Here is a 14,601-nt window from a genome sequence, read left to right as displayed (position 1 = left end):
GGTTCAATAACTAAATTGCTTGTTATTTAAAAATTTAATGGGGCTAGCACTCGGATAATATCACTATTTATGGTAAAACAATGCGCAAACTCAGTAACCCCAAAGTTAGAGTATGATGCGTACAATCCAAACCATAAAACAAGCAAGTTTAATTACTGCAATAAAAACCCCTTACACAATGGCTGGTGAAATTGATCTGGCAACCTACGATGCGTTAGTGGAAGCTCAAATTGAGGCTGGCGTAGACGGGATTATTGTGGGTGGTACGACCGGTGAAGGCCAATTGATGAATTGGGAAGAGCATCTAATGCTTATTGCCCATAGTGTGACTAAGTTTTCAGATAGACTGGTTATTGTTGGTAACACCGGCAGCAACAATACCCGGGAAGCGATTAAAGCAACAGAATATGGTTTTGCATCAGGTATGGACGCAGCGCTGCAGATCAATCCGTACTACGGCAGAACGTCTATTGAAGGTGTTAAAACGCACTTAGAACGTGTTTTAGAAATTGGACCAGCGTTTATTTACAATGTGCCGGGCCGCACAGGGCAAGACCTAACGCCTGACATTATTGAACCATTAGCACAGCATAAAAACTTTATTGGTGTAAAAGAGTGCGCAGGCAATGAACGTATTGCACATTATGAAGCTAAAGGTATTGCATGTTGGTCGGGTAATGATGATGAAGCGCATGATAGCCGCCATCGTTTCCAATCTCACGGTGTGATCTCTGTGACATCGAATCTGATCCCAGGTTTATTCCGCCAGTTAATGGACAAAGAAAATAATGAGCTGAATGGCCAATTGCAACCGCTGATGCAGTGGCTGTTTTGTGAGCCGAACCCAATTGCAATTAATAGCGCATTGATCATGACCGGCGCCGTTAAACCTGTGTTTCGCCTACCTTATGTACCACTGAATAAAGCACAGCAAGCACAAGGGTTAGACCTTATTAATGAGCTTAATGAAGCTGATGTGGTAGGTGGCAAAGCACAGCCAATTGACGAAACATTACTAAAACTTTGTTAGGTCAGAACAAATAACGTATAATCTGCGGCCCTTAATGTATTGGCCGCAGGTTTTTACCATGAATTTTAAATCTTTTAGCTTTTCACCTTTGCTGTTACAAGCATTAGACGAACTTAATTTTCACACCCTAACACCAATACAACAAGCTGCAATCCCCGTGGTGCGTAAAGGTCATGATGTTTTGGCAACCGCACAAACCGGTACGGGTAAAACAGCGGCGTTTGCATTACCGATCATCCAAAAGTTGATTGACGGTGAGTCAATTGATAGCCCGAGAGCTTTGATTGTTGCTCCAACGCGAGAGCTTGCAGAGCAAATTGCGCAAAATTGTGCCGCTTTTAGTCAGCATACTGCACTTAAAACGGTTGCTTTGTTTGGTGGAGTTAGCGCTGATGGTCAAGCGCAGCAACTGAACAATGGCGCTGATATTGTTGTAGCAACGCCAGGCCGCTTACTTGATCATATTCGCTTGGGTAACTTGAGCCTAGCTAAAGTGACACATCTTGTCCTTGATGAAGCGGACCGTATGTTGGATATGGGTTTTATCACTGATATGCAACAGGTAATTGATTTAGTGGATAAAGAACGTCAGTTACTGTTGTTCTCTGCTACTTTCCCGCCAGCGATGAAGCAGTTTGCGAGTAAAGTATTACGCCATCCAAAATACGTGCAAGTGACACCAGAAAACACCACAGCAGAAACAGTTCGTCATGTTGTTTATCCAGTAGAGCAATCTCGTAAGCGAGAGTTATTGTCAGAGCTGATAGGCAAGAAAAACTGGCAACAAGTGTTGGTATTCGTCAATATGAAAGACGTTGCTGACGAGCTGGTGGAAGAACTCAATCTCGATGGTATTCCAGCGATTGTCTGTCATGGTGATAAAAAACAAGGTGCGCGTCGCAGGGCATTACGTGAGTTTAAAGAAGGAAAGTACCGTGTACTAGTTGCTACTGAAGTAGCGGCACGCGGAATTGATATTGAAGGCTTACCCCGTGTTGTGAACTATGACCTGCCATATTTGGCAGAAGATTACGTGCATCGTATTGGTCGTACCGGTAGAGCAGGTAACTCGGGCCAAGCGATTTCTTTTGTATCTCGCGAAGAAGAACAAGTGCTGGTCCATATCGAACAGTTGATCGAACAGCAGATCAAACGTTATTACTTGCCTGGTTATGAAGTCAGTAGCCGTGATACATTAATTAAAAAGCTGACCAATAAACCATCTCATCAGCGTCGTCAACCACGCAGTAATCGCCCAAGCAACCAAGCAAGCGGCGAAGCTCGAGCTAAAAACCGTGCGCGTATTGCTAATGTCCGTAAACAAATTAAGGGCAAGAAGCTTGGTTTAGATAAATAAGCTTGTTGTATCGAGGTTGAAAAGCGGCTGCAGTAGCCGCTTTTTTTTATGAATATTCAACTGATTATTTTCGAATTATTGGTACACAGTAAATAGATGCTTTTGCTAGAGCCTTGATTAAATTTTAGTTACAATGTGTCTAAAATAACAACAGGGTAGTTTATAATGGAAGCACGCCAACGGTTTCACTTCATTGACAATCTTAGAAGTATCGCTTTGCTTTTTGGGGTTGTATTTCATGCCGCGCTCGCATACGGGCCTTATTACAGCAATATTTGGTTTACTGCAGATCCAAAAACATCGTCAACTTTTGACTATTTAACTATGTGGCTGCATTTATTTCGAATGCCGCTGTTCTTTGTAATTGCAGGCTTTTGCAGTGCTTTGCTAATTGCAAAATATGGTGGGAAAGGGTTTATAATAAATAGAACCAAGCGAGTGTTACTGCCCTTTTTTGTCTTTTTTCCTCTCAGTATATTAGCGTTTATTCATTCGCTCACCTGGGGGGCAAGCTTTGTAGAGCCTCTTCCTGCGATTTTTAGTGTCTTTAAAGAAATCAAAGATCCAAAAATCAGCACCATGCATTTATGGTTTCTATGGAATTTAATGCAGTTTTGTCTTGTACTTTGGCTGCTAAGCAAGGCGCCCAAATTGTATGAAAAAGCGCTTAGTTTAGTTGTAACGCCTCTATTTTTGTTTTTGGTTTTACCGTTATTTATCTTCGGTTCGCTGAGCTTTCAACCCATTCCATTTCCACCACCAGATAAGTTAACTCCGCAAATTTGGTCTTTTGGTTTTTATGGTTGTTTATATGTGGTTGGTGCAGGGCTCTATAAAGCAAGAGCTAAGATAAACCAAGCTGAAAAATATATATTACCGTTAATAGCAGTTGCGTTAGTCTCGTTTGGTTTGTATCTCAGTCATATGCCTGATGCGCCTACTCTCGAAGCGGTAAAGGAAGCCGCTATACAAGGGCAATTTGAACCTGAAGGTGTCGCTCACTATATTCTCAGCGCTATCCAAACGTGTGCGATTGTAAGCTGGACGGGGGTGGCATTATTATTGGGCTCAAAATTTTTAAATAAAGAAAATAAACACAGCCGATACATCTCAGATGCCTCTTACTGGATCTATTTAATACATGTGCCTGTTTTGATGTATGTTCAAATGCCTTTGATCAATTTTGCGCTGCCAGCTTGGATAAAATTTATAGTTAGCTTAGTGGCAACTCTTGCAGTCGGATTATTAAGTTATCAATTGATTGTTAGGAAAACTTGGCTGGGTGTTTTTCTAAATGGGAAAAAATACAAAAAGGTATTGATAAATAAATCAATAAACAGTCTGCAGAGTTAGATTTTGAGCAATAATTTAAGTGCAGCAGCTCATGCTGTTGCACTAGGCAAAAAATCAAGCGCAATGAGTTTCTAACATTGGTAACTAGTAATTTGAATGCAGATCTAAATACGCTGTATCCACAACGATAGTTATATGCATATCGCCATATTTAACCAAAAAACGTGCAACGTTTAGGCTAAGAAATTTAGTTTTCACTTTATTATTACACTGAAGAGAATTAATTTCCGTCCACTTTTTGCTCTAACACTAAATCAACTCTCGATTTACGAACAAAAGCAAACTCTCACCGCGTTTCATTAATGTAAACAATGTATATTTTTGTGTTTTTTAATGGTTTGACCGATACCTTTTGTTGTTGTAGTTTCCTTTATTGGGTACCCAATAACCGATGCAACAGAAGGAAACTAAAATGAGAAAAAAAGTACTAGCCGCACTGTGTTCAAGTCTTTGCTTTGTGCAGCCTGCGATGGCGAATAATGATGTCGATAAAGTAGTTAAGTTACTCTCCGGTGGAGAAAATGTTCAATATCTGGTGAAGAACAATCCCGCGGTAGAGCTGCACCTACAAACGGTAGAATACTCACAAGAGTTACCAGGTAATGTATTCTACACACTTGAGTTTGATACGAATGAAGTAAAAGAAACCTCAGGTGCGCTTTATCTTCGAGATACGCAAGGTGAAGTGCAAGGCTCTATGAGTGTATCTCGTGCAGGCAATTTGCACGGCTATATTACAACGCCAAAGGGTGAGTTTAAAATAATTAGCATTTCGGACAAGCTAGTTATTATGGAAGTAAAGCGGCCGACTGGTTTGAGTGAAGAAGCAGAACAAGAGCTAATGAAACATCCAAGCCAGAATTTTGGTTCAGTATCATTACCTTCTCGGGTAAGCCGAACAAGTGCAGTGTCAAATTCGCAAACTCGTACCTTACGTCTATCTCTTTATTACACAAATGATGTGGCTCAGTTTTTAAAAGGTATTGGCGCAGATCCTAAAGAGTATCTTGAGTTCTATATAGATCGCACAAATCAGGCATATAAAAACAGTGGCGTAAACGTTTCAGTAGAAATTGCGAATGTCACGGGGGTTGATTACGACGAATTTGACCCAACGTATTCAGCAATAGACTTTTGGTTGAGTGAAGGTGAAAACCTAAATAAGCTTAAGCTCTTATTCCCCGATATAGATTATGTATGGGAGCGCAGCGAAATGGACGAAGAGCTAAAACAGAGCGAAAAATACGGCTCTGATATGGATATGCTTTTCACCAACCTTCTTGAAGGGTATTGTGGCGTTGCACAAGTTATTGGTGCTGAGGAACGAGATCAATCGATGGCTGTAACAAACATTCATTGCTTATCTGGGAATACGCTTCCTCACGAAATGGGCCACTTGTTTGGTGCGGAACATAACTGGGAAGCAACTGCTGAAGTACCGTTTAGAGCGCAATATGCACATGGTTACTATGATGCAGAAGATTGGTCGTTCAGAACAATTATGTCGTATAGCTGCGTATCATCAGCTGGTGGGCCAAAAGAGTGTCCAAGGATTAATTACTTTTCTACTCCACGTAAAGAATTCAATGGAAAATATATTGGTACCGCGGACGAACATGATAATGCACGTCAGCATAACGATTGGGCACCACTGCTTACTAACTTGAGTACAGGTGCTGATTGTGAACAGTTTAGCCCTTGGCAATTACATAATGCTTATCAAAAAGGCACTGAAGTTGTAAAAGATGGCATGCTTTACCGAGCAAATTGGTGGAGCTATAACGACGACCCAAGTGTTTCAAGCTCAAAAAGTGAGTGGATGCAAGTTTGGCAGCAAGTTACAAATTGCCGATAAACCCTAATCACTCATGCTACTTGTTTAATTTAGCATATGTTGTGTGAATCTTTATTGAACAATGACATCGCGCGATGTGTGTTATTAGCGGTAGGTTGGAGAGTACAAAAGCCAACGAAGTACTATTTATTCGTTGGCTTTTTAATGGAAGCGGTTTTAGTTACACGTATCAGCCAGTTTCCAAGGGCCACCTAAGTCGGGTTGATTGCCTTGGGTCCACCATTTTGCTTGATATGCGGTGCCTTTATACATCACCTTGTCTCCGCCCACATAGATGGCAGCGGGATCCCAATTAGCAGGACAGCTATCACCCACTTCGAAAGTGACTTCCAGACTATGAGCCGCTGATAAACTTACAAAGGTGTAGCTTGCTTGTGGATTATCAATAAGCTGACCATCAACCTTGACCGTTGCAATTTTATAACCTGAGTCGGCGATAAAATTGACGGTGAAGTCTTGATTACCTTTCGCACTGATCACACCTGTACTATCAGGCGTTGGAGAAATACTGCCACCGGGTCCAACAACAGAAGCTGTTATTTCGTAAAATACAGGAATATCAATTACTGCGTCTTCAAAGTTGCCAGATACAAAGCCGAAGTTTGCTGCGCTTAATGTTGTTACATCCGTATTTTTTAATACCAAGCGTTTTTTATCGCCACGGGATGCGGTTTCGTCTAGCGTGATCACAGTATCTGCGCCTTCTTGAGTCAGTATCAGCATAGAGAAGCTGTAATTGAACAGTGGCATACTGATTACGGTTTTGGCTGGATCAAAACTGTTGACAGTGAGCTCAGCATTCCAGCCCCAGTTTTGGCTATTAAGCGGCACGATGAAACCAAGGCGATCATAACCTCCTGTAACATTATCGAACATGTCTGAAGATAAGTCAGCAAGCGTCAAGCCTGTTAACTCGATTGAGCTATAAATGCCTCCATCTTTTGCTTGCACACCAATCACAAGCGCGGTGTTAGTTTCGTATGCTTGTAAATGCTTGAAACCAATGCCAGCGGTACCACGCACTTTATCTAGTGCAGGATTAAAGTCGGCAACGGTTTGTTTACCTGACCAAGCAATTTCATAGATGTCAGATTGGGCAATCACCGCTTCAATATTTTGGTTAATAGCTGAGGCGTTTGCACCTTCAATAATGATGCGTTGACCTGCAAATGATAGCTCTGCGCCACCTGAAACGTCAGAAATGCTTAAATTAGAAAGTGGCGATGCCACTTGCCAATCGCGAAGAATAATACGATCTTCACCTACAGTAAAATCGCTGAGTGTTGTGACAGAACCACTTTGTTCATGTAGCTCTATGGTATCTGCGCCGCCACCCGTTATTACTGTGTCGTTGCCCCAGCCAGCAGACATTTTTTCATCGTATTGTGAGCCTTCAATCACATCATCCGCAGGCGTATCAAAAATGGTATTGTAGCCTCCGAACTTATGCACATATTTAGTAATACAAGTGCCTAGCTCATCACAGGTAATTTCGTCTTTTGTTAATAACCTCGCTGTTCCCCAGGCACCGCGAAGGTGTGCGGCGGCTAACAAACCTGACATAGTGGCTTGTACTTGAATTGGATTACCATTGTCGTCTTTGTCTGGCCAACTCTTTGACAGAGCTTGATCCCAAGTCATGTTTGCATCGGTAAGTAACTGTGTCATTACACCATAGTTGAAGCGCATAGCATCACGCATAACCAGCTCTTGTTTATCTGGGTTGAGTAGGTCCTCAAAAGAATTGATGCCATTTTTACCGACAAATGTGCCTTCCCAGTTGTTTACATCGGTAGCGAGAATTTTGTTGCCACCTGAGCCCACTATTTCTGTTAAAGCTTCTGTCTTACAGCCTATCCAAGTTGAATCTTCAACAAACACGTAAAAACTGTCATATTCTACACCGTCAATTTCAACAACTTTTGGGCTGTAGTAACCAGAGTCAATCAGTACTGCTTCTCCTAGTTGATAACCAACAAAGCCCCATGCGTTCATTGAGTTGTACTGCATTTTCTTGAACATTTCTGGGGCATTTGGCGTTTGTGCATTGTAAAACTTGTCTACGCCTAGCTTGCTAAAAAACTGATTAATAGTGGTGGGTTCTGGGATCATACTCCCGGTTGAGCAATCACGGATCATGCGACCTGGTGACGATACCTTAGCGTAGGTGTATACAGGGTTGTTTAAGTTTTCAAGGTAAAAGTCGGCGAGATTTGGGTTAATGCCAGATTCAAAATCTCTCAAGCTATTGAGAAAATCTTGCACACCTGTACCTGCGTTCGCAGTAAAACTGAACATTACCGCGATAGCACATCCTGTCATTTTTGTTTTCATGTCATATCTTCCTAATTGTTGTTTTATATTAAATAGATACGTACTGGTATTTGTGCTCTTCACGCTATGTAAAACATTCAACTCATTAAGCGTTGGAGCCTTGTAATAATTATTTTGATTAAAAACAATTAGTTATGGAGTTGCTTTTAACCGTGTCATCCGAGTACGCATTCATTGAACAAACTCACCCTCAAAAAACTCCCAATTGAGAATTTTATTTTGTTCAATGAATAATCAAGTTGGCGAGGAAAAAATATTAAGTCAATTAATTTTACTAAATAATTTATTTGTTAATTTTAGGAGATTTTGACAACAGAGATATAAGGCAGGGCGGGCTGCCTGCCTTATGGAGTAGGAGGGGAATGCTCCGTGTTAGCACAGATGGAACTTTGTGCTGTCTTCAAATTAGCAGGCTCAAAGCCTATTAATTGTGAACTAGCAGGGCTGCGAATTACGCCCGTTTTACACAGAATTTGATGAGGCCTAAATTCCTTGGCCATACACCAAAAACCGTTTTAAAAAAGCTAACTAATTAATTACCTTACTTTTAAAAGCGTATGCTTGCTCCTACGAAGTAACGAGTACCGAACTCGTCTACACTGTGAACAATGTTGCCAGCTTTAGGTTGTCGAAGTACCAGTGCTTCATTAAGTAAGTTTACAGCTTCAAAAGAGACATCAATGTTATCGGTGGCATGCCAGACTACAGACGCGTCAAGCTGATCGTAAGCATCATTCATGCTGTCGAGACTACTGCCGTTGTATTGACGAACCCAATCGTCGCGATAGTTATATGCGAGGCGTACGCTAAATGTATCATTTTCATAGTAACCAGATAGGTTATACGAGTTTTTAGATACCTCTTCGATCGGGACTTCTTCACCCGCCGAATTAGTACGGCTACTGTCTGTATAGGTGTAGTTTGCTTGAATACCAAAACCGTTTTCAAAGTCATGTTGATACTGCAGCTCTAGTCCTCTAACATCTGCCGTGCCTACGTTTCTTGAGCGAGTCACTAAGCAGTCGACACCACAGCCTGCGTACGCTTCTTTTGCCGTTGTTTGCTCTATGTAATCGCTGATGTTTTTAACGAAGAAGGTTGCACCAAGTAGTGATGAAGGACTGAAATACCACTCAACGCCCATGTCATATTGATCTGATTTATACGGGTCGAGATCTGGACTACCTACGTTGGCTGTTTTAAAGCTATTTGAAATAATATCAGCGACTTTCATATCATCATAATCAGGACGAGATACTGTTGAACCTGATGCAAAACGGAAGATCATGTCTTCAGTTAGGTCTACTGCTAAGTTAAAACTTGGTAAGTAGTTACTGTAACTTTTTTTGATCTCACCGGGCACGTCATTGATACTGCCTTTGGACAAGATATCGGTATCTACAATACGTAATCCCACGTTACCTCTGTAGCCTTCACCCGAAAAGTTTGCTTTTACATAAGCGGATGTAATGTCTTCCTCTATTGAAAAAGCGTCTTTTACGGTAATTGTGGTGGCCTTATGTTGGTGTGCGTAATTCCACAAAGCGCGACTGCCCACGGGGAAACCAGACATACTGCCTGCACGGCCCTCAGCGCTGTGTAATCCACTGACAAAACCACCATTGAAGTCGGCAAGTGTCAGTCCATCCGCTTGTGCGCCTGCTAAATCTAAATCTTGATAGTCACCACGAGATGAGAACATTTGTTCTTGCAACTTTATCCCCGCCTGAATTGAGGTCACAATACCGAGGTCTACATCAAAGCTAAAGTCAGCTTGCGCATACTCAATTTCATTATCGCGAGCATAGTTCACGTATGTAAATTCTTGAAATAATGCAAAGTTATTATGGCTCTTTAAATAGTCAGGGTTTGTAGGTATTAGTTCAAGTGCACCTGCAACGTCAAAACTAAAGCTTGAATTAGCGCGTTCTGTGATATCACCCCACCAGGTACTTGATTGTAATGTACGTCCTTCTGCTTCAGATTTACCTATCACGACATCAACAGACCAGCCATCAGCCTGATATTCAGCACTGAAATTAAGCGCATCAGTCTGCATTTTGGGTGTACGCATAACTGTATTATTGAATAGTGGCGCAGCACCTGGGCCTGATGCTAAAGAGGTTGCTGCGGTGACAATGCCTTTATCGTTTACCGCCACTGAATCACCTTGCATTTCACCAAAGCCAACGATGGCAAATAGCGCCGAATTCACATGGTCATTGTCTAGTTCAAATAAGTTGTAGTTAAGGTTGAGCGTTAGGTTTTCGCTTGGGGCATATTGCACAGTAAATTGTGAACTACTTCTGTCTCTATCTTCGTCGAATAAGATTGAAGACATCGCGCCATAGGATTGGCGGTCAACGCCATTAGTATCAGTAAATGTAGCATTACCAGCTGGGCCAAAGTTTGATAGTGTCTCACGATAAACTTTTGATTCTTCGTTTGAATAGGCCACTAAGATACCGAAGTTTTCTGCGTCATTTTTCCAGCTAGCTAAGCCTGAATAAGCAGGGGACCAGTCTTCAGCATTTTTGTGATAACCATTCTCAACGGAAGCGAATATGGTGCCAGATTCAAGCTCAAGAGGTTTACGGGTTTTCAAGTTTACGGTACCACCCATTGCCCCTTCATTGATGTCAGCTTCAACTGATTTATACAGGTCCATGCCAGAAATTTGTTCAGCGGCAAGCATCTCAAAGTTAAAGCTACGATTCATACCACCCAGGTCAAACCAACCTACACTTGCCACGTTTTGGCCATTCAGTAACACCATACTATGTTCCGGCGCAGTGCCTCGTATGGTTACACCGGCTACTTCACCAAAGGTACGTACAACCGTTACACCAGGAATACGCTGCATGGCGTCGCCGATGTTTTTGTCTGGAAACTTACCTATGTCTTCTGCAGAAATCGAGTCGACCACGGAATCGGCAAAACGTTTAGTATTCAGTGCTTCTGTCAAACTACGGCGTATGCCGCGAACCTCGATTGTTTCAATCTTACTTTTTGCACCGTCAGTATTTTGCTCATCGGCGTTGGCTGAAAATGCGGTGCCAGCAAGTGCTGCTGTCACACATACAGCCAAATAGCTACTTTTTAAAGCTGAGTTGTGGTTTTTCATGTGGCCTGTCCTTTATTTTCGTTATCTGTGTAGGTAAACAATCATCACAATTTAATAAGTCAAACTGTTGGTCTTTTATTTATTCAATCATTTTGACTTATTGTCAAGCGTTCAAAGTTAATAATTTAAAACAATTTTTAAAGTAAGTTTGCGATGCATTTTGCGCTGACGGCTCGACTCGAATATGCACAAATATAAGTATATAAATCAGTATATTGATGCATTTCATAGTCGGAGCGCATGGCGATGACAATGACTTGTTCTGACCATCTATCTAGTGCTTTTTGAACAAGATTTTGTTGTGCTATTACATCAAAGCGTTCACCGGGGAGAGGGTAGTCCTCGGTGATTAAAACGAGTGGGTTAACGAGCTCAAAGAGTGGGTCTTCAATGGCATTGACTAATTCATTGTATTCAATAAAACGGTGCGCCCGTTCACTTTGTTGTAATTGCTTTAAGATCACATCTTTGGCGGAATTAGGATCGTTTGGGCCGATCCCTCTGCTATTCACGATACTGTCGTAGCCTTTTGAGTTTGCAGCAAAAGCTAGGTTAAATGCACGATTGTGCAACGGCCATAGCAGGCGCTCGTTTTTCAGAACCGTAATGGCTTGTTTGGCTGCTAATGTAGCGATAGCCGTCGCATTACTGGAGATATGGCTTTGGGTTTTATATTCATTCGCAAAATATTGATATTTGAATACAAGTACGTCTTGTAATCGAGCGTTAATTATCGCTTCATCAAGCTTTTTGTCTCGTACCGCATCGATAACACCCTTGATGGTTTGTGCCTGAATTTCTTTATACGGTGTCGTGCTATTTTCATAGTGCTCTTCACTGAGCATAACAATGTGAGCACCGGCTTTTAACGCTTTTATGGCTGCTTCTTCAGGCAGATAGTTTTTGCGCATCGACCACATATTCATGCTATCAGTGATGATTAACCCTTTAAAACCTAACTTTTCTTTCAAAATATCATGGAGAATAATTTTTGATAGCGTTGCAGGGTTTTCACTGTCAATTTGTGGATAGCAAATGTGACTGGTCATGATCAATGGCACGCCCTGTGAGATTGCCGCTTGAAATGGTTTTAAATCTTGCGACATCAGTTCATCTAGTGACTTATCCACCACGGGTAGAGTTTGGTGAGAGTCATCATGGGTGTCACCGTGACCTGGAAAGTGTTTTGCACAGCTTAAATTGCCCGACTTTCTCACTCCTTGAACAGCGGCTGCGACGTGACGAGAAACGAGAGTTGGCGTTTCACCAAATGATCTTAGGCCAATAATGGGGTTATTTGGATCAGCGTTTACATCAGCACACGGAGACAACAAGGTGTTGTAACCTATTTGCTTCATTTGCTCGCCAAACACTTGATACATATCACTGGTAAGCGCAATCTGATCGACTTTACCCAGTGCTAAGTTGCCTGGGCCCAAATCGGTATATTTCGTTAAAATACCCCATGCACCTTCTTGATCGACGGCCAAGAGTAGGGGCACATCGCAGGCTCGAAGTGCGGCTTGTTGTTGCAGTTCTTGCGCCATTTTAGCAGCGGAGTCTGGGTTGGCAGCGTTGTCATCGGTTATATAAAAACCACCAATATGGAAGTTCTTAACTAAAGACTTAGCGTAGTCGTGGTCTTCACCCGCAAAGGCTAATAAAAACAATTGGCCAACCTTTTCGTCAATAGAAAGTGTACTTACAAGCTGCGCCACCTTTCTTTCGATATCCATGAGCTATCCTTTACCTTTTACTTTGTTGTATTTTGCAGTTCTCAAAAGCACATAGCTTGTGCTTTTGGTATGTTGGCTAAGCGGCCGTTTTCGCACCGGTGATCAATGCAACTAGGTCTTCTTTGGTCACATCTTCAACCGCAACATCTGCAACCGACTGGCCTTGATAAAGCACCACTGCGCGATCACATGTTTCTACCACATGTTGCATATTGTGGCTGATCAACAGCACCGCGACGCCTTGAGAACTAATGACATTGATCAGTTCGTTTACTTGGGCACTTTGTTCTACCCCTAACGCTGCGGTTGGCTCATCCATGATCACAATATCGGCACCCCAATTGACTGCACGGGCGATAGCCACTGCTTGACGCTGGCCTCCTGAAAGTCGATGAATTTGTTCCTGATAACTGGGAATACGGCTATTCAATCGGTTTAGCGCTTTCTTCGCGCGCTTTTCCATCGCCTTTTTATCAAGCCAGCCAAGGCGGCGAAGTAGGGGATTTTTATGGTAAATCTCACGGTTTAAAAATAGGTTTTCGGTAATGTCGAATTCAGGCACCATGGCCAAATCTTGAAATACGGTTTCTATACCAGCATCACGAGCATCAAGTGGACTATTGATGCTTACTTGTTTTCCATTCACTAAAATTTGGCCTTCATCCGGTGCATGAATGCCAGAAATACAGCGTACTAGCGTTGATTTGCCAGCGCCATTATCGCCAAGCAGGCCGACTACTTCACCTTTGTTTATGGTAAAATCCACGCCTCTTAGCGCGTGAACGCCGCCAAAGCGTTTGTGAATGTCTCTTACTTCAAGAGCAAGTTGATCCAGCGCAGTTCTAACCATTTTTAAGCTCCTTAACACCAATCGCTACGGCAACGACTAAAATGGCTCCGCGTGCAATCATTTGTTCATTGGTTGAAAACCCAGAAAGAATAAGTCCGTTGTTGATCATGCCCATGAGCCAAGACCCTAAGATAGCGCCAATAATACAGGCTCTACCACCAAATAAACTCGTGCCACCAATAGCGACGGCGGCTATCACGGTCAACAAATCTGCTTCCCCTAGGGTATACCGAGCACCGTGTAAGCGACCGGCATATAACAGGCCTGCAAGTGCTGCTGCCATTGATGAAATGACCAGCGCATAAATACGAATTTTTGTTACTTTAATACCCATAGCTAAAGCCGCTTTTGGACTGCCGCCCACGGCCAATAAATGTCGCCCAAATGCCAGTTTTGTCAGCACCACATAAGCAATCAGGGCAGTGACAAGTGTCCAGATAAATAAAGAAGGCACGCCAAACAATTCACCGGCTCCGAAAAACGCAGTGAACGATTGGTCGATGATAGGGACGGATTCAAGATTCGTAATTTGACGTGCAACACCCGTGATCACACCCATAGTACCCAACGTGATCAGTAAGGATGACACTTGCAGGCGTTCAATCAATAAGCCATTAATCACACCAACAATAAGCCCCACACTGAGTGCACCTAATACGGCCAATGGAATACCGACATGTTGTAGTAATATTGCGCCAACCAGAGCCGACAACGCCACAACGGAGCCTATCGACAAGTCAATATGTCCAACAGCTAATGCGAATGTTAAGCCCACCGCCATAACGGTAATTGGTGCTGTTTGACGTACAATGTTCATAAAATTGGTCAAACTTAAAAAGCCAGTATCGTGAAGCGTAACGGCAAACAGTGCTAAAACGATTAAGAAAATGTAATAGATAAAGTACTCTCGCTTTAGCGCCAAGACTTTTATCTGATCGAGTGATAATTGATTTACGCTCATG

Annotated in this window: 9 protein-coding genes; 4 read left to right on the top strand and 5 right to left on the bottom strand. The window is 42.4% G+C overall.

The window, feature by feature from the left end:
• Positions 1-115: 115 nt before the first annotated feature.
• The 4 genes from dapA (at position 116) to AC5FX4_RS19250 (ending at position 5,595) form a co-directional block, all read left to right on the top strand.
• Entirely contained in the window at positions 116-1,030 is a 915-nt protein-coding gene (gene dapA, locus AC5FX4_RS19265; RefSeq protein WP_493608761.1) for a 4-hydroxy-tetrahydrodipicolinate synthase, read from the top strand.
• A 58-nt stretch (positions 1,031-1,088) separates the two neighbouring features.
• A complete protein-coding gene (locus tag AC5FX4_RS19260; protein ID WP_493608037.1) occupies positions 1,089-2,387 on the top strand; it encodes a DEAD/DEAH box helicase in 1,299 nt (432 codons plus the stop codon).
• A gap of 165 nt (positions 2,388-2,552) precedes the next feature.
• Complete coding sequence (locus AC5FX4_RS19255) at positions 2,553-3,740, top strand: acyltransferase family protein (RefSeq protein WP_493608036.1); 1,188 nt, start codon at positions 2,553-2,555, stop codon at positions 3,738-3,740.
• Positions 3,741-4,152: 412 nt separating this feature from the next.
• A complete protein-coding gene (locus AC5FX4_RS19250; protein ID WP_493608035.1) occupies positions 4,153-5,595 on the top strand; it encodes a M12 family metallo-peptidase in 1,443 nt (480 codons plus the stop codon).
• 156 nt (positions 5,596-5,751) lie between these two features.
• Here the strand turns inward: AC5FX4_RS19250 and AC5FX4_RS19245 are convergent, their stop codons facing one another.
• The 5 genes from AC5FX4_RS19245 to AC5FX4_RS19225 all read right to left on the bottom strand — a co-directional run bounded on the left by AC5FX4_RS19245 (position 5,752) and on the right by AC5FX4_RS19225 (position 14,600).
• On the bottom strand, positions 5,752-7,929 hold the full coding sequence (locus AC5FX4_RS19245; RefSeq protein WP_493608034.1) for a carbohydrate-binding protein: 2,178 nt from the start codon (positions 7,927-7,929) through the stop codon (positions 5,752-5,754).
• A 547-nt stretch (positions 7,930-8,476) separates the two neighbouring features.
• Positions 8,477-11,053, bottom strand: coding sequence for a TonB-dependent receptor (locus tag AC5FX4_RS19240; RefSeq protein WP_493608033.1), 2,577 nt, complete (start codon positions 11,051-11,053; stop codon positions 8,477-8,479).
• 137 nt (positions 11,054-11,190) lie between these two features.
• Positions 11,191-12,789, bottom strand: a complete 1,599-nt coding sequence (locus tag AC5FX4_RS19235) for a glycoside hydrolase family 3 protein (RefSeq protein ID WP_493608032.1) — start codon at positions 12,787-12,789, stop codon at positions 11,191-11,193.
• Between the two features lie 76 nt (positions 12,790-12,865).
• Positions 12,866-13,639, bottom strand: a complete 774-nt coding sequence (locus tag AC5FX4_RS19230; protein ID WP_493608031.1) for an ATP-binding cassette domain-containing protein — start codon at positions 13,637-13,639, stop codon at positions 12,866-12,868.
• Positions 13,632-14,600 (bottom strand): ABC transporter permease, encoded by a 969-nt coding sequence (locus AC5FX4_RS19225; protein WP_493608030.1) that lies wholly within the window; start codon positions 14,598-14,600, stop codon positions 13,632-13,634. The genes AC5FX4_RS19230 and AC5FX4_RS19225 overlap by 8 nt, the downstream gene beginning before the upstream one ends.
• Position 14,601: the final 1 nt, after the last annotated feature.

The organism is Pseudoalteromonas sp. ATL1 (assembly GCF_058933015.1).
Note: the sequence above shows the minus strand (reverse complement) of the source record. Positions and strands in the feature narration are given on the sequence as shown.

Bases quoted from the DNA above. Each gene is read 5' to 3' on its own strand.
- dapA (WP_493608761.1), top strand. From the start codon at position 116: ATGCGTACAATCCAAACCATAAAACAAGCAAGTTTAATTACTGCAATA.
- AC5FX4_RS19260 (WP_493608037.1), top strand. From the start codon at position 1,089: ATGAATTTTAAATCTTTTAGCTTTTCACCTTTGCTGTTACAAGCATTA.
- AC5FX4_RS19255 (WP_493608036.1), top strand. From the start codon at position 2,553: ATGGAAGCACGCCAACGGTTTCACTTCATTGACAATCTTAGAAGTATC.
- AC5FX4_RS19250 (WP_493608035.1), top strand. From the start codon at position 4,153: ATGAGAAAAAAAGTACTAGCCGCACTGTGTTCAAGTCTTTGCTTTGTG.
- AC5FX4_RS19245 (WP_493608034.1), bottom strand. From the start codon at position 7,929: ATGAAAACAAAAATGACAGGATGTGCTATCGCGGTAATGTTCAGTTTT.
- AC5FX4_RS19240 (WP_493608033.1), bottom strand. From the start codon at position 11,053: ATGAAAAACCACAACTCAGCTTTAAAAAGTAGCTATTTGGCTGTATGT.
- AC5FX4_RS19235 (WP_493608032.1), bottom strand. From the start codon at position 12,789: ATGGATATCGAAAGAAAGGTGGCGCAGCTTGTAAGTACACTTTCTATT.
- AC5FX4_RS19230 (WP_493608031.1), bottom strand. From the start codon at position 13,639: ATGGTTAGAACTGCGCTGGATCAACTTGCTCTTGAAGTAAGAGACATT.
- AC5FX4_RS19225 (WP_493608030.1), bottom strand. From the start codon at position 14,600: ATGAGCGTAAATCAATTATCACTCGATCAGATAAAAGTCTTGGCGCTA.